The sequence below is a fragment of the Oleiphilus sp. HI0061 genome (assembly GCF_001635675.1).
Genome location: NZ_LWFE01000569.1, coordinates 1 through 15754, shown reverse-complemented (window position 1 = coordinate 15754; position 15754 = coordinate 1). Strand labels below are relative to the sequence as shown.

14 protein-coding genes and 1 tRNA gene are annotated in these 15754 nt (G+C 45.2%); 14 read left to right on the top strand and 1 reads right to left on the bottom strand.

What is annotated here, in order from left to right:
- The 14 genes from ftsH to A3735_RS07420 all read left to right on the top strand — a co-directional run.
- The coding region (gene ftsH / locus A3735_RS07490; RefSeq protein ID WP_156499501.1) for an ATP-dependent zinc metalloprotease FtsH at positions 1-1793 on the top strand (1793 nt) is incomplete at its 5' end.
- Positions 1794-1821: 28 nt separating this feature from the next.
- Complete coding sequence (gene folP / locus A3735_RS07485) at positions 1822-2658, top strand: dihydropteroate synthase (RefSeq protein WP_068506644.1); 837 nt, start codon at positions 1822-1824, stop codon at positions 2656-2658.
- Between the two features lie 28 nt (positions 2659-2686).
- Positions 2687-4030, top strand: coding sequence for a phosphoglucosamine mutase (gene glmM, locus A3735_RS07480; RefSeq protein WP_068515215.1), 1344 nt, complete (start codon positions 2687-2689; stop codon positions 4028-4030).
- A gap of 89 nt (positions 4031-4119) precedes the next feature.
- Positions 4120-4878, top strand: a complete 759-nt coding sequence (tpiA, locus tag A3735_RS07475; protein ID WP_068508998.1) for a triose-phosphate isomerase — start codon at positions 4120-4122, stop codon at positions 4876-4878.
- Positions 4879-4962: 84 nt separating this feature from the next.
- A complete protein-coding gene (gene secG, locus A3735_RS07470; protein ID WP_068515214.1) occupies positions 4963-5358 on the top strand; it encodes a preprotein translocase subunit SecG in 396 nt (131 codons plus the stop codon).
- A 13-nt stretch (positions 5359-5371) separates the two neighbouring features.
- Positions 5372-5456: transfer RNA gene (locus A3735_RS07465), tRNA-Leu, on the top strand.
- A gap of 394 nt (positions 5457-5850) precedes the next feature.
- Complete coding sequence (rimP, locus tag A3735_RS07455) at positions 5851-6384, top strand: ribosome maturation factor RimP (RefSeq protein WP_068515210.1); 534 nt, start codon at positions 5851-5853, stop codon at positions 6382-6384.
- Between the two features lie 26 nt (positions 6385-6410).
- On the top strand, positions 6411-7907 hold the full coding sequence (gene nusA, locus A3735_RS07450; protein WP_068515311.1) for a transcription termination factor NusA: 1497 nt from the start codon (positions 6411-6413) through the stop codon (positions 7905-7907).
- Positions 7908-7931: 24 nt separating this feature from the next.
- The gene (infB, locus tag A3735_RS07445; protein ID WP_068515208.1) at positions 7932-10463 is read left to right on the top strand and encodes a translation initiation factor IF-2; all 2532 of its coding nucleotides are present in this window, start codon (positions 7932-7934) and stop codon (positions 10461-10463) included.
- A 28-nt stretch (positions 10464-10491) separates the two neighbouring features.
- Positions 10492-10923, top strand: coding sequence for a 30S ribosome-binding factor RbfA (gene rbfA / locus A3735_RS07440; protein ID WP_068515206.1), 432 nt, complete (start codon positions 10492-10494; stop codon positions 10921-10923).
- A 5-nt stretch (positions 10924-10928) separates the two neighbouring features.
- On the top strand, positions 10929-11963 hold the full coding sequence (gene truB / locus A3735_RS07435) for a tRNA pseudouridine(55) synthase TruB (protein WP_068515203.1): 1035 nt from the start codon (positions 10929-10931) through the stop codon (positions 11961-11963).
- 108 nt (positions 11964-12071) lie between these two features.
- The gene (gene rpsO, locus A3735_RS07430; protein WP_068509647.1) at positions 12072-12341 is read left to right on the top strand and encodes a 30S ribosomal protein S15; all 270 of its coding nucleotides are present in this window, start codon (positions 12072-12074) and stop codon (positions 12339-12341) included.
- Positions 12342-12664: 323 nt separating this feature from the next.
- On the top strand, positions 12665-14758 hold the full coding sequence (pnp, locus tag A3735_RS07425; protein WP_068515201.1) for a polyribonucleotide nucleotidyltransferase: 2094 nt from the start codon (positions 12665-12667) through the stop codon (positions 14756-14758).
- A gap of 133 nt (positions 14759-14891) precedes the next feature.
- On the top strand, positions 14892-15362 hold the full coding sequence (locus A3735_RS07420) for a YiiD C-terminal domain-containing protein (RefSeq protein ID WP_068515199.1): 471 nt from the start codon (positions 14892-14894) through the stop codon (positions 15360-15362).
- On the opposite strand, the gene A3735_RS07415 is transcribed toward A3735_RS07420, so the two are convergent.
- The coding region (locus tag A3735_RS07415) for an aminotransferase class III-fold pyridoxal phosphate-dependent enzyme (protein ID WP_156499500.1) at positions 15353-15754 on the bottom strand (402 nt) is incomplete at its 5' end. The two genes, A3735_RS07420 and A3735_RS07415, sit on opposite strands and share 10 nt — an antisense overlap.

Here is a 15754-nt window from a genome sequence, read left to right as displayed (position 1 = left end):
TTGATGGTTTGCACTTTGATGTGGTGACGACCGATGGGCGTCATTATGAAACCGTTCGTCCAATGGTTGAAGACCCTGGCTTAATGCATGACCTGATTGAGAACAAGGTTCGGGTTGTTGGTAAGGAGCCAGAGCAGCAAAGTATTTGGACTCAGCTGCTAGTCGCTTCATTCCCTATTCTTGTCATTATCGCTGTATTTATGTTTTTTATGCGCCAGATGCAGGGCGGCGGTGGCGGCAAGGGACCAATGTCGTTCGGTAAGAGTAAAGCTCGTTTAATGAGTGAAGACCAAATTAAGACAACCTTTGCTGATGTGGCCGGTGTTGATGAAGCTAAAGAAGATGTTAAAGAGCTTGTAGAGTTTTTGCGGGATCCAAGCAAATTTCAACGCTTGGGTGGCAAGATTCCACGTGGCGTATTGATGGTTGGTCAGCCGGGTACCGGTAAGACATTGCTTGCCAAGGCAATTGCCGGTGAAGCAAAAGTTCCTTTCTTCTCAATTTCTGGTTCTGACTTTGTAGAAATGTTTGTCGGTGTGGGTGCTTCACGTGTGCGTGATATGTTCGAGCAGGCCAAGAAGCAATCTCCTTGTATTATTTTTATCGATGAAATAGATGCTGTCGGTCGTCATCGTGGTGCGGGTATGGGGGGTGGTCATGATGAGCGTGAGCAAACACTGAACCAGCTCTTGGTAGAGATGGACGGCTTTGAAGGTAGTGAAGGTGTCATTGTTATTGCTGCAACCAATAGGCCGGATGTTCTAGACCCAGCATTGCTAAGACCGGGGCGTTTTGACCGTCAAGTTGTGGTCGGTTTGCCAGATATACTTGGTCGTGAGCAAATTCTGAAGGTGCACATGAAAAAGGTGCCTTTAGCTGAGGATGTTGCGCCAAGTTTGATTGCCCGTGGTACGCCAGGATTTTCAGGTGCTGACTTAGCGAACCTGGTTAACGAAGCTTCCTTGTTTGCGGCACGAGCTGATAAGCGTGCAGTTGAAATGACAGACTTTGAGCTTGCTAAAGATAAGATTATGATGGGCGCAGAGCGCAAGTCTATGGTGATGTCTGAGAAGGAAAAGCTTAATACGGCTTATCATGAAGCGGGACATGCAATTGTTGGTCGTGTTTTACCAGAACATGATCCGGTTTATAAGGTAAGTATTATTCCGAGAGGTCGTGCTTTGGGTGTGACGATGTTCCTGCCTGAAGAAGATCGTTATAGCTTGAGTCGCAAGCAGCTTATCAGCCAGATTTGTTCGCTTTATGGTGGCCGAATTGCCGAAGAAATGACATTAGGTATGGATGGTGTCACAACCGGCGCATCAAACGATATTCAGCGTGCGACAGAGATTGCTAGAAATATGGTAACCAAGTGGGGCTTGTCCGATAAGTTAGGGCCCTTGCTTTATGATGATGCCCAAGAAGAAGTGTTTTTAGGAAAGTCCGCTGGCAGTGGCGGTTCTCATGTGGCGGGTGCTACACGTAATGAAATTGATACCGAAGTGCGTTCAATTATTGATACATGTTATGCGCAAGCACAAAAAATCCTCGAGGATAATCGTTCAATTCTTGATGCAATGGCGGATGCTTTGATGAAGTATGAAACCATTGATTCTGAGCAGATTGATGACTTGATGGACGGTAAGGATCCACGTGAGCCAAAAGGCTGGTCAAGTAACGGTCGTAACGATAACGATGGTTCGAGCGACAAAAAAGCCGATAGCGAAGATGATAAGGTTGTGGATATCGCTGATGGCAAAAAGCCAACTGACGAGACTGGAGAGCAGGGTTAGGTTCTCCAGAGATGTGTTTAGTTAAATTATGAGTCAATTGTTCAAGTTCGCCAGTCGAGAGCTCGATCTGGCGACAACTCAAGTGATGGGTGTTCTTAATGTAACACCCGATTCCTTTTCTGACGGTGGTCAGTACTCTAATCTCGATTCAGCACTAAATCAGGTTGAAATAATGCTTGCTCAAGGGGCGAGTATTATTGATGTGGGCGGTGAGTCTACTCGTCCAGGTGCACAGCCAGTAAGCGTTCAAGAAGAGCTTGATCGTGTTTGTCCTGTTGCTGAAAAAATTCTTCAAAACTTCGATGTCGTATTATCGGTCGATACTAGTACACCGCAAGTCATGCGTGAAACCGTTGCGCTGGGCGCTGGTTTGATTAATGATGTTCGGGCATTTACGCGACCTGGCGCGGTCGAAGCCGTTGCGGGTGCGAATGTCGCCTTGTGTGTCATGCATATGCAAGGTAAGCCCGATACAATGCAAATTCAGCCAGAATATACGTCGGTTGTGGAAGAGGTTGAGGCCTTTTTACTTTCGCGTATTAATACGCTCAAGTCTGCTGGGGTTGATGATCAGCGTTTGATTGTCGATCCAGGTTTTGGTTTTGGTAAAACGCTTTCCCATAATCTGAGCTTATTAGCTGGCATTGAGCGACTAAAACGTATGGGGTACCCTGTGTTGGTTGGGGTTTCTAGAAAGTCCATGTTTGCTGACTTGCTGGGACGAGATGTAGAACAGCGTTTAGCTGGAAGTTTGTCTGCTGCGACACTTGCTGCCTGGCAAGGGGCCGAGATCGTAAGGGTTCATGATGTTGTTGAGACGGTTGATGCGGTGCGTGTTGTTGATGCTGTAAAGCGTGCAGGTTAGGTTTATTTAAGGGTTTTAGGGAAAAGATATGTCTTCAAGAAAATACTTTGGTACAGATGGAATTCGTGGCTGCTTGGGTGAAGGTGCAATTACACCAGAGTTTATGCTTAAGCTGGGTTGGGCTTGTGGTAAGGTTTTCAAGAAAGAAGGCCTCAGGAATCGTGTCATTATTGGTAAAGATACGCGAATATCCGGTTACTTGTTTGAGTCTGCGCTTGAGGCAGGTTTATCTGCAGCGGGTATGGATGTGCGCTTATTGGGCCCAATGCCTACACCAGCCGTTGCGTACTTGACGCGAACCTATAGGGCAAATGCCGGTATTGTTATTAGTGCTTCCCATAACCCTTATCATGATAACGGTATTAAGTTCTTTTCTTCTAAGGGTTTGAAGTTGGATGATGCTGTTGAATTAGAGATTGAATCTTGGCTTGATAAAGACCTTGAAGTCGTAGCGCCCGACCTGCTAGGTAAGGCGAAACGTATTGATGATGCAATTGGCCGTTATGTCGAATGCTGTAAGGCGACCATTCCTTCGTCGATGTCTTTGACTGGTATGAAAATTGTGCTGGATTGTGCGCATGGTGCAACCTACCAGGTGGCGCCTTATGTCTTTAAAGAATTGGGTGCAGAAATCACCACAATTGGTGTGCAACCAGATGGTTTGAATATTAATCGTGATGTAGGTTCGACAAGCCCTCAGGCGCTTGTTGACAAGGTATTAGAAGTTGAGGCTGATCTCGGGATTGCATTTGATGGCGACGGTGACCGTGTCATCATGGTTGATCATAAAGGTGAAGTGGTTGATGGTGATGAGCTGATTTATATTATTGCCAGGAATCGTCAGCAGGCTGGTCGCTTGGAAGGTGGGGTTGTCGGTACATTAATGACGAACTTTGGTGCAGAGCTGGCATTGCAAAAGCTGAATATTCCTTTTGTTCGTGCAAATGTGGGCGACCGCTATGTGATGGAGCAGCTAGTGAAGAATGGCTGGGAGCTTGGTGGTGAGAACTCAGGCCATATTATTTGTTTTGATAAAGCGAGCACGGGTGATGCAACTATTGCTGCGTTGCAGGTTCTTATTTCCTTATGGCGTGACGGTAAGAGCTTGCATGAGTTGAAGTCCGAGATGACTAAGCTTCCACAGGTGTTGAAGAACGTACGAATTAAAGAAAAAACAGACCCCATGTCAAACGATGTTATTGCCCAGGCTGTTAAAGAGCAAGGTGAGCGTTTGGCAGGGCAGGGTAGAGTGTTGTTGAGAGGCTCGGGTACGGAGCCTCTAATCCGGGTTATGGCTGAGGGCGAGGATGCGGACTTGGTGAATTCAGTGGTGAACTCTCTGGTTGAAACGGTCCAGAATGCAATTGGTTAAGTAATTGGGTAAAAAGTCGTAATGGGTTGCTTGTAAGTAAAGATTAACTCGGTTAGTATTTGCGCCCTTCTGAAAAGCTGGTGTTATATATGCGTAGCAAGATTGTTGCGGGAAATTGGAAAATGAATGGTAGTGTTGCATTTATGCAGGACTACTTGCAGGCATTTAGCGATCAAGCATCGTCTAACGTGCCTGACGATGTGCAAGTGCTAATCGCACCGCCGACAGTTTTACTTTCCGGCTTTTTTGAAGCAAGTAAAGACTCCGGTATCCAGTTGGCAGCTCAGAATGTTGCTGGTTTTGACGAAGGTGCGTTTACTGGTGAAGTATCTGCGCCTATGTTGAGCGATGTAGGTTGTCAGTGGTCGTTAGTTGGGCACTCAGAGCGTAGAGCTTTGTTCGGAGAGACTGATAGTGATGTTGTTGCTAAAATCTCCCGTTTGCTAAAGGCTGGTATTAAGCCGGTTTTGTGTGTAGGTGAGACTCTGGAAGATCGAGAAGGTGGTAGAGCGCAGGAAGTTGTTGCGACGCAAGTCGGCGCTGTGCTGAAGCAATTTTCTTCGCAAGAACTGTCTGATTTGCTTATTGCTTATGAGCCGGTTTGGGCAATTGGGACAGGCGAAACAGCAACGCCAGAGCAAGCTCAGGAAATGCACGCTTATATTCGGCAGCAGGTTTCAGAAAAGTCTGCGGACTTAGCTGAAAATATGGCAATTCTGTACGGTGGTAGTGTTAATGTAAAAACCGCCAAAGAATTGTTTGGTCAGGATGATATTGATGGTGGGCTAGTTGGTGGCGCATCATTAAAAGTGAGCGACTTTTTACAAATCTGTAAGAGCGCTGGTTAGTAATTTTTATTGTTGTTTGTTGCAATTAAGAGTTTGAGGCTCTTGATGGGGCGGGCAACTAGAGTAGAAAAATAGGCTAAAAGTATGGAATGGTTAGAGACTGCCGTTATTGTGGTGCATATTCTGGTATCACTAGGTTTGATTGGTTTGGTTTTGCTGCAGCAAGGTAAGGGTGCTGAAGCGGGTGCTTCCTTTGGTGGTGGTGCGTCACAAACCGTTTTTGGTAGTCAGGGTAGTGGTAGCTTCCTAACACATATGACCAAATACTTTGCGATTGTATTCTTTATTACCAGTATTTCTCTGGCGGTGATCGCTAAGCAGAAATCAGAAATTTCTGCAGATGATTTCATTGCGCCTGTTGCTGAGCTTGAAACCTCAGGAACTGATGAATCGGCGACAGAGTTAGAAGGCGGTGAGTCAATTGATACGGCTGCGAAAGATGCGATGCCTGCTGAGTCAGCGGCGCCAGAGTTAGAATAAGTTTTTGGTTTTTGCCCAAGTGGTGGAATTGGTAGACACGCTATCTTGAGGGGGTAGTGGCGTAAGCCGTGCCGGTTCAAGTCCGGCCTTGGGCACCAACTTAGAAAGCCTGTCACGTTTGTGACGGGCTTTTTGCTTTTCTGGGTTTAAGTTATTTGTTCAAGTAATAGATCAATTGTGGGTAATGAACTGTAAGGTACAGTGCTTAACGGTTGACCCATTAAGGTTTGGTGCATATAATGCGGCCGAATATTGCTGCGCACGAGTATAGTCCAAGCTTGTTTATTGCTTTGATTAATATTGCTGATGTTGATTTATTAGATGTTAGCTTGTGGAAATCAACGATGCGTGAGAAAAATCTGGTAAAAGCCGCCTTTGGTGGTCTCTTGAGTGTTACTCAGAGGCTCGGTTGTTTAAGGTTGTGGTGGCTTTTTCGTGTGATGGGCTTTATGCCCATTTTTTGTTTCTGAAATATGAAAAACGGTACTGCCATTGTCTGCAAAAAAGAAGCTGTTAGAAGAATTGATTGAACCGGTCATTGAAGGGCTGGGTTACGAGTGTTGGGGTATTGAATATATGTCCCAGGGTAAGCACTCTGTGTTGCGTGTGTTTATTGAAAGCGCACAAACCGAAGAAAAACAAGAAACTGAAGTCCCTGGTGAAGTAGATGAAAATATCACTGAGGAACAGGCCAGGGAAAGCGGCATAGAGCTCAAAGATTGTGAGCTGGTGAGCCGTCAGTTGAGTGGTGTAATGGATGTAGAAGATCCGATAAACGGAGAGTATACCTTGGAGGTTTCTTCGCCAGGCATGGATCGTCCATTATATAAGCTAAATCACTATGAACGGTTTCAGGGGCACCAAGTTGCCTTGAAATTACGCATGGCCTATGAAGGTCGTCGCAAGTACAGTGGTTTACTAAAAGGATTGGAAGGAAATGATATTGTTCTTCAGGTTGGTGAAGAAGAATTTTTATTTCCTATTGAAGCGATTGAAAAAGCGAACGTAGTGCCGCAGTTTGATTGAATTTGAAGATTGGAGCGAATGACGCGATGAATAAAGAAATTTTGCTAGTTGTTGAAGCAGTTTCAAATGAAAAGGGTGTTGAAAAAGATATTATTTTTGAAGCGATTGAACTGGCTTTAGCGGCAGCAACCAAAAAACGTTACGAAGACGAAGAAGACGCCAATATTGAAGTTAAGATCGACCGTAAGACGGGTGATCACGAAACCTTCAGGCATTGGACTATCGTTGATAATGAAGCTGTTCCAGGTTTGGGTACCGAGTTGACAATGCAGGAAGCAGAGGAAATAGATACATCTCTGCAACCAGGTGATATTCATACCGAACAGGTTGAATCAATTTCATTCGGTCGAATTGGTGCTCAGGCAGCAAAGCAGATTATTGTCCAGAAAGTTCGCGAAGCAGAGCGTGAGAAGATTGTCGATAGTTATCGCGATCGCGTCGGTGAACTTGTTTCAGGTACCGTGAAGAAAGTAACACGAGATAATGTGATTGTTGATCTAGGTAACAATGCTGAGGCATTACTTCCTCGTGAGAATCTGATCGCTCGTGAAGTTTTCCGAATGGGCGACCGTGTTAGGGCGCTTCTAGAAGAAATTCGAGTTGAAGTTCGTGGCCCTCAACTTATTCTGAGCCGTTCAGCGCCAGGTATGTTGATCGAGTTGTTTAAAATTGAAGTGCCTGAGATTTCAGAAGAAGTTATCGAGATTCGTGCCGCGGCGCGTGATCCAGGTTCTCGAGCTAAAATCGCTGTAAAAACTAATGATAAGCGAATTGATCCGGTTGGTGCTTGTGTTGGTATGCGTGGAGCACGAGTTCAGGCCGTCTCAGGTGAGTTAGGTAATGAGCGTGTCGATATCATCGTCTGGGATGATAACCCGGCTCAGCTAGTGGTTAACGCCATGGCGCCTGCCGAGGTTGCTTCTATCGTAGTAGACGAAGAAACAAATTCCATGAACGTTGCGGTATCTGAAGATAACTTGGCTATGGCAATCGGTCGAGCAGGGCAAAATGTTCGTCTGGCTGGTGAATTGACCGGCTGGGAATTGAACGTTATGTCTGAAGAAGATGCAGGTAAGCAGCAGGAAGAAGAGGTTGGCAAGTATGTTGACTTGTTTATCGAAACGCTTGATGTAGATGAAGACTTGGCGACTGAGTTGGTAAATGAGGGCTTTACTTCACTAGAAGAAGTCGCCTATGTACCGATTGAGGAAATGTTAGAGATTGACGCCTTCGATGAAGATATTGTTGAAGAGTTACGTCGTCGTGCAAAAGATGCCTTATTGAATAAAGCTTTGGCTTCCGAAGAGGAACTCGAAGGTAAAGAGCCTGCAGAGGATCTATTGGCAATGGACGGCATGGACCAGCATTTGGCTTTGGTTCTTGCTAGTAAAGGTATTGTCACGATGGAAGATCTTGCAGAACAGTCTATCGATGAGTTAATGGAAGTCGATGGGATGGATGAAGAAAAAGCCGGGCAGTTAATTATGACTGCACGAGCACCTTGGTTTGAAAACCAGGAATAAAGACGGGAGTCAGGAGAATTAATCATGTCTGAAGTAACTGTCAAACAACTGGCAAATGATATAGGTGCACCGGTCGACCGACTGTTAAAGCAAATCGCGGATGCAGGTTTACCTGCTCGTGATGAGAGCTCGGTTGTTACTGATGAAGAAAAGCAAACTTTGCTGACTTTCTTAAAGAAAAGTCATGGCGAAGAAAATGACGAGCCTAAGAAAATCACACTGAAGCGCAAGACGACATCAACTTTGAAGATGTCAGCGGGTCAAGGTAAGTCAAAAACAGTTAATGTTGAGGTGCGTAAGAAACGTACCTATGTGAAGCGCCCGGAAGTCTCTTTAGAGCTTGAACAGCAGAAGAAAGAAGAGGCAGAACGAGCAGCTAAACTAGCCGAAGAAGTTGCTGCTAAGAAAGCACAAGAAGCGAAAGAAGCTGAAGAGAAAGCTCGAAAAGAGCAAGAAGCCAAAGAGGCTGAAGCTAAGCGTGAAGCGGAAGATGCTAAGAAAAGTGAAGCGAAAGCGCCGAAGGCTGAAGTACCAGTGACGCCTGCTGAGCTTGAAACAAACGAAAAGCATAAAAAGCACAAGAAGAAAGAAAAAGTGCCTGTTGTGGATGAGGACGAAGCTCCGAAACGCAAGCATGTTAAGTCTGCCGGACACAGAGCGCCTCGTCAGCGAGATGAAGATCTATCAACAATCAGTTTAGATGTTCTTATCGATGAAGATGAGCCGCAGCCACGTAAGCTAAAGTCTAAAAAGAAGAAAGTAAAACGTACTCATGCTTTCGAGAAACCGGTGTCGCCTGTGGTTAGAGAAGTAAATATCGGTGAGTCAATCATCGTAAGTGAATTGGCAGACAAGATGTCTGTTAAGAGCGCCGTTGTGATTAAATCACTGATGGGTATGGGCGTTATGGCAACGCAGAACCAGTCTATTGACCAAGAAACTGCAGTGCTTGTTACTGAGGAGTTAGGTCATACAGTGAAATTGGTTGCTGAAGATGCGATCGAAGCTGAAGTGATTGAGAGTATCGATTACGCAGGTGAAGAGACGCCTCGTGCGCCAGTTATCAGTGTAATGGGTCACGTTGACCACGGTAAGACCTCTCTGCTTGATTATATCCGTAAAGCGAAAGTAGCTAGTGGAGAGTCAGGTGGTATTACACAGCATATTGGTGCTTATCACGTAGAGACCGGTCATGGCATGATCACCTTCCTGGATACGCCAGGACACGCAGCCTTTACAGCTATGCGTGCACGTGGTGCGAGCAGTACTGATATTGTTATTCTGGTTGTAGCAGCCGATGATGGCATGATGCCACAAACCGAAGAAGCGATTCAGCATGCGCGATCAGCAAATATGCCGATCGTTGTTGCGGTAAACAAAATGGATAAAGAGCAAGCAGATCCTGATCGTGTTAAAAATGAACTAGCGACGAAAGAAGTTATCCCCGAAGACTGGGGTGGCGATGTCCAGTTTGTAAACGTTTCTGCGCATACCGGTGAAGGTATTGATGCTTTGCTTGATGCTGTATTGCTTCAAGCTGAGCTTCTAGAGTTAACAGCTGCCAAGAACGTTCCGGCAAAAGGTGTTGTTGTGGAATCTAGCCTTGATAAAGGCCGTGGTGCTGTATCAACAGTATTGATACAGAACGGTACACTTCGTGGTGGTGATATCGTTATTGCGGGCATGTGTTACGGTCGCGTTCGAGCGATGCTTGATGAAAATGGTCAGCCAATTAAAGATGCAGGCCCGTCTATTCCAGTTGAGATACTGGGTCTTAATGGCACGCCTGATGCGGGTGACGAGTTTGTTGTTGTTGAGAGCGAGCGAAAGGCACGTGAAGTAGCTGAGTTCCGCGAAGAGAAGAGCCGAAAGGATCGCTTGCAGCGTCAACAGGCTTCTAAGCTTGAGAACATGTTTAGCAATATGGGCCAAGATGAAGTTCGTACTTTGAACGTTGTTCTGAAAACTGACGTGCGTGGTTCTTTGGAGGCGCTGACGGCATCATTGAATGACATTGGTAATGAAGAAGTTCAAGTAAGAATCGTGGGTAGTGGTGTCGGTGGTATTACCGGTACTGATGCTAACCTGGCTTTAACTACCAATGCGGTAATTGTTGGCTTTAACGTTCGTGCTGATGCTTCTGCAAGAAAGATTATTGATGAAGAAGGTCTGGATCTTCGCTACTACAGCGTTATCTACGATATTATTGATCACGTTAAGCAAGCTCTAACTGGCATGCTAGCTCCTGAGTTTAAAGAAGAGATTGTCGGCATCGCTGAAGTTCGTGACACCTTTAAGTCTCCTAAGTTTGGTCAGGTTGCGGGTTGTATGGTGCTTGAAGGTACGATCTACCGTAATAAGAAGATTCGCGTATTGCGTGACGATATCGTGATCTTTGAAGGCGAGTTAGAATCATTGCGTCGCTTTAAGGATGACGTTAATGATGTTCGTTCAGGTACTGAATGTGGTATCGGTGTTAAGAACTATGACGTAAAAGTGGGCGATAAGATTGAGGTCTTCGATAAGATCTCTGTTGAACGTACACTCGATTCGTAATTAGTTTGATTAGCGGGATAAGTAGTTAATGGCGCAAGATTTTAAAAGAACAGATCGTATTGCTGATCAAATGCAACGCGATCTGGCAGAGTTGCTTCGTTCTTCAATGAAGGACCCTCGGGTTGGCATGGTAACAGTGAATCAAGTGGTGGTGGCCAAAGACCTCGGTTTTGCCGATGTTTATGTTACCTTACTCACAGTTGATGATCTGGATGCTGATGCGGCTGAGGTAAAAAGTACGATTAAAGTACTTAACGGAGCAGCAGGGTTCTTGCGCAGCGAGCTTGGTCGTATGATCAAGCTTAGAACTATCCCGCAACTACGTTTTCATTTTGACGCTTCGGTTAAACGCGGCCGTCAACTCGATAATCTTATTTCTCAGGCTCGAAATAAAGACGCTGATTTGTCTGTCGATGAGGGGAATGAAGATTCCAATACTCCTACGGATAACGAAGGCTAGTCCCTTTGGCGCGTAGAAGAAAAGGACGCCTGCTAAACGGGGTGTTGTTGCTTGATAAGCCTCAAGGGATGACTTCAAATTTTGCCTTGCAAAAAGCTCGGCGGATATTTGGTGCTCAAAAAGCAGGTCATACCGGAAGTCTTGATCCTCTAGCGACGGGTGTTTTACCAATTTGTTTTGGTGAGGCAACCAAGTTCTCTCGTTATCTACTTGATGCGAATAAAGGCTATTACACAACCGCGACTCTAGGAGATATCCGGACGACCGGTGATAGTGATGGCGAAACGGTCGAGATCAAAGAAGTGCCTGCACTCAGTGAAGCTCCCTTATTAAGCTTGCTAGAGAAATTTAAAGGTGACATAGAGCAGGTGCCATCTATGTATTCTGCGCTAAAGCATCAGGGTCGCCCCTTATATGAATATGCGCGCAAAGGTATCACGATAGAGCGTCCTGCACGCCCAGTTAGTATTTTCAGGCTTGAGCTCGATGAGTTACGCGAAAAGCAGCTCGATTTGACTGTCGAATGTTCGAAAGGTACTTATATTCGCTCATTAGTGGAAGATATTGGTAATGAACTGGGCTGTGGTGCGCATGTCTCAATGTTGCGTCGTTTTAAGGCCGGGCACTTCATGTTGGATAGCACTGTTAAGATGCTTGCTTTGGACGAAATGTCTCAAGAACTTGCTTTAGGTGAAGGCTTGGAAGCAGTTTTAGATGTCAATTTACTGCCAATTGACAGTTTATTGCCTGATACACCCAAAGTATGCCTAAAAAATGAGCTTGTAAGCTCGATATTAAATGGACAAGCGGTTAGAATAGCCGACTTTGAAAATACTGGCTTTGTCTGTATTTATCTGCCTGTTGATACTTTATGCCAAAATTTAAGTGTCGAGCAGACAATATTCAAGCAGTATTTTGAATCTACCTTTGAAAAAGATGGTCAGCAATATGTCTTTGCTGGTGTCGCTGAAATTGACGAAGAAGGTATGTTACAACCTAGTCGACTCGTCAACTTTAATGAAATTGCGACACAGGTATAGGTCTTTTTCAAACTAATAACGGTAGAAAGAAAACAAGTTTCGCAAACGAGTTGACTGTAAATATGCGCGGTTGGCTTAAGTTTTAATTAGCATATTGAGGAAATAACTATGGCTCTTAATGCCGAAGAAAAAGCAAAAGTAGTAAGCGAATATCAACAGTCTGAAGGTGATACTGGTTCTCCAGAAGTTCAGGTTGCATTGTTGACAACTAACATCAACAAATTGCAAGGCCACTTCAAGGGTAACAAGCACGACCACCATTCACGTCGCGGTTTGATCCGTATGGTTAACCAGCGTCGTAAGTTGTTGGACTACTTGAAGCGTAAGGACGGTCAGCGTTATTTAGACTTGATCGCTCGCTTAGGTCTACGTCGCTAAGGTGTAAGCTTTTTGAGCTTTGTTTTAGAGATGACTATGATTTTGTTATGAAGTCATAAATAAAGTACCGGCATGTCTTGAAAGATAGACATGCCGGTTCTTTTTTATCGATAATCATATTTTTTTATGTGATTGTCATCACGCTTAGTTGTTTGTGCAGCTAAGGTAAATGTAAAAGTGCTTTGTTAGAAGGCCGTAAAGTTTTATGTCTGAGTGTTTTTTCTGAGCTCGTTCTTCAAAGAAGTAAGAACACTGAGACGTAAAGCTTTTAGTCCTTGTCATTTAGCGAAGCTAAATCAAAGAAAATAAATTAAGGAGCCGATGTGAATCCGGTTATTAAAAAATTTAAGTACGGTAAGTCAGAAGTTACAATCGAAACAGGCAGAATCGCTCGTCAAGCAACAGGTTCTGTATTAGTCACAATGGACGATATCGCAGTATTGGTTGCGGTAACAGCAGCTAAACAAACTGCGCCAGGCCAAGACTTTTTCCCATTATCTGTTTTCTACAACGAGAAACAGTATGCGATTGGTAAAATCCCAGGTGGTTACATCAAGCGTGAATCGCGTCCTTCTGAAAAAGAGACGCTAACTTCTCGTCTAATTGACCGTCCAATTCGTCCGTTGTTTCCAAATGGTTTCATGAACGAAGTTCAGGTTGTTTGTACTGTTATGTCAGCAAACAAAACTGACAACTCAGATATCGCAGCGATGATCGGTACTTCTGCTGCGTTGGCTATCTCAGGTGTTCCGTTCAATGGTCCTATCGGTGCAGCACGTGTTGGCTTTACTGATGAAGATGGTTATTCACTTAACCCAACAAACGCTGAGTTGGAAGATTCGTTATTAGACATGGTTGTAGCGGGCACCAAAGACGCAGTATTGATGGTTGAGTCTGAAGCAAAAGAAATGACTGAAGACGAAATGCTGGGCGCTGTTTTGTTTGCTCACCAGGAAATGCAGGCAATCGTTACTGCTGTAACCGAGTTTGCTGAAGAAGTAGGCACTGAGAAGTGGGACTGGACTCCTGAAGAAGTGAACACTGCGCTTGCTGAAGCTGTTGCGGCTGAGTCAGCGGAAGGTATTACAGCTGCTTACTCTATTAGCGACAAAATGGCACGTTACAGTGCACTAGGTGAGCTGAAAGCTGCTGCTGTTGAGAAGCTAGTGACCGATGCGGAAGATTCACCTTCTGCAGATGACGTTAAAGCTTACTTCTCTAAGTTAGAAAAGAAAATTGTTCGTGGTCGTATCACGCAAGGCGAGCCTCGTATCGATGGTCGTGACAACAGCACTGTTCGTCCTATAAAGGTTGAAGTGGGTGTACTGCCGAATACTCATGGTTCAGCTTTGTTTACACGTGGTGAGACTCAGGCGATTGTTACGACAACGCTAGGTACCTCTCGTGATGCACAGATCGTTGACGATTATGCTGGCGAATACAAAGAAAACTTCATGTTGCACTACAACTTCCCTCCTTACTCTGTAGGTGAGTGTGGTCGTATGGGTCCTCCAGGTCGTCGTGAGATCGGTCATGGTAAGTTGGCTAAGCGTGGTCTTCAGGCGCTTATGCCTACCGCTGAGGAATTCCCATACACAATTCGTTGTGTATCTGAAATCACAGAATCTAACGGTTCTAGCTCAATGGCAAGTGTTTGCGGAAGCAGCTTGGCAATGATGGATGCGGGTGTACCTTTAGCTGCGCCAGTTGCGGGTATCGCAATGGGCTTGGTTAAAGAAGGTGATGACTTTGCCGTTCTGACTGATATCTTGGGTGATGAAGATCACTTAGGCGATATGGACTTTAAAGTAGCGGGTACTGACGAAGGTATTACTGCTTTGCAGATGGATATCAAGATCGAAGGTATCAATGAGCAGATCATGGATATCGCACTTAAGCAGGCACACGATGCTCGTATTCATATTCTTGGTGAAATGAACAAGGTAATTGATGCATCTCGCGAGAACTTGTCTGACAAGGCTCCTGCAATGCGTACCATGAGTGTTCACGCTGACAAGATTCGTGACGTTATCGGTAAAGGTGGTGCAACGATCCGTTCTATTACTGAACAGACTGGTGCATCAGTTGATATCGAAGATGACGGTTCTATCAAGGTATTTGGTGAAGACAATGCGAGTGCTCAAGCAGCTATCGATATGATTATGGGTATCACTGCTGAAGCTGAAATTGGTCAGGTTTACGAAGGTAAAGTTGAGCGTATCGTTGATTTCGGTGCATTCGTTAATATCTTGCCTGGTAAAGATGGCTTGGTTCATATTTCTCAAATCTCAAATGAGCGTGTTGAGAAAGTAACTGATGTTCTTGAAGAGGGTCAGATGGTTAAGGTTAAGGTTCTAGATGTCGATAACCGAGGCCGTATCAAGCTAAGCATGAAAGAATTAGCTGAAGCTGAATAAGCTTTAGTGATGAAACTTAGGTCACTTGCAGTGCATTGAGTGGCCATTAAAGGAAGGGAGGTTTGAAAACCTCCCTTTTTTTATGCTTAAAATACCTTCAATAAAAAAGAGTAGGAAACAGTGAGAGGCGGTAATGGTGGAAAATTATTCTAAGCAAGGGCAGGCGCTGGAGGCCTTTCTCATCAAACATCTCCCGCTGGCTCGTGCCGCCCAGGTTTCTATTGATGCCTATGATGGCGAAACACTAAAGGTCAGCGCACCGTTATCAGAGAATATTAACGATAAAGGCACCGCTTTTGGTGGAAGCTTATACAATCTCTGTGTGATCGCCGGTTGGGGAATGACTCAGCTTAAAGCTGAAGCGCTAGGGCTTAAGGGAGATATCGTTGTTGCCAAGGGGGAGATCAACTACCTTCGGCCACTGAGAGGCCGGCTTGTCGCCACGGCTTATGCACCTGCACCCGAAATCTTGGAAAAAGCTCAGCACCATCACACCGGGCTTGGAAAATCGGTCTTCCATATTGAGGTGAGCGTCCCGGACGAGAATGGCAAAACCTGCGTTAAGTTTAGCGGTAAGTACGCAGTATTAGCCGCTCAAACTTGATGATAGTGTTTGATAACGTGATGGATGGCCTGACACAGTTTTGCTAGTTCATCATCACTCATGATATAAGGCGGCATGACGTAAACGAGTTTACCAAAGGGCCGCACCCAAACACCTTGCTCAACGAAGCGGCCTTGTATCTCAGCCATATTGACGGCTTCATATAATTCGACAACACCGATTCCACCCAAGACACGTACTTCATTTACGCTGTCTAGCTTGGCGCATGGGCTTAAGCCTTGTTTTAGCTTGGTTTCGATATTAGCTAAACGATCTTCCCAAGGCGAGTTTAAAAGCTGCTTTACGCTTGCCAATGCTACAGCGCAAGCGAGAGGGTTGGCCATAAAGGTTGGGCCGTGCATGAAAACGCCTGGGTTACCTGAGCTGATGGT

Bases quoted from the DNA above. Each gene is read 5' to 3' on its own strand.
- nusA (WP_068515311.1), top strand. From the start codon at position 6,411: ATGAATAAAGAAATTTTGCTAGTTGTTGAAGCAGTTTCAAATGAAAAG.
- rpsO (WP_068509647.1), top strand. From the start codon at position 12,072: ATGGCTCTTAATGCCGAAGAAAAAGCAAAAGTAGTAAGCGAATATCAA.
- glmM (WP_068515215.1), top strand. From the start codon at position 2,687: ATGTCTTCAAGAAAATACTTTGGTACAGATGGAATTCGTGGCTGCTTG.
- tpiA (WP_068508998.1), top strand. From the start codon at position 4,120: ATGCGTAGCAAGATTGTTGCGGGAAATTGGAAAATGAATGGTAGTGTT.
- infB (WP_068515208.1), top strand. From the start codon at position 7,932: ATGTCTGAAGTAACTGTCAAACAACTGGCAAATGATATAGGTGCACCG.
- folP (WP_068506644.1), top strand. From the start codon at position 1,822: ATGAGTCAATTGTTCAAGTTCGCCAGTCGAGAGCTCGATCTGGCGACA.
- A3735_RS07420 (WP_068515199.1), top strand. From the start codon at position 14,892: ATGGTGGAAAATTATTCTAAGCAAGGGCAGGCGCTGGAGGCCTTTCTC.
- secG (WP_068515214.1), top strand. From the start codon at position 4,963: ATGGAATGGTTAGAGACTGCCGTTATTGTGGTGCATATTCTGGTATCA.
- rbfA (WP_068515206.1), top strand. From the start codon at position 10,492: ATGGCGCAAGATTTTAAAAGAACAGATCGTATTGCTGATCAAATGCAA.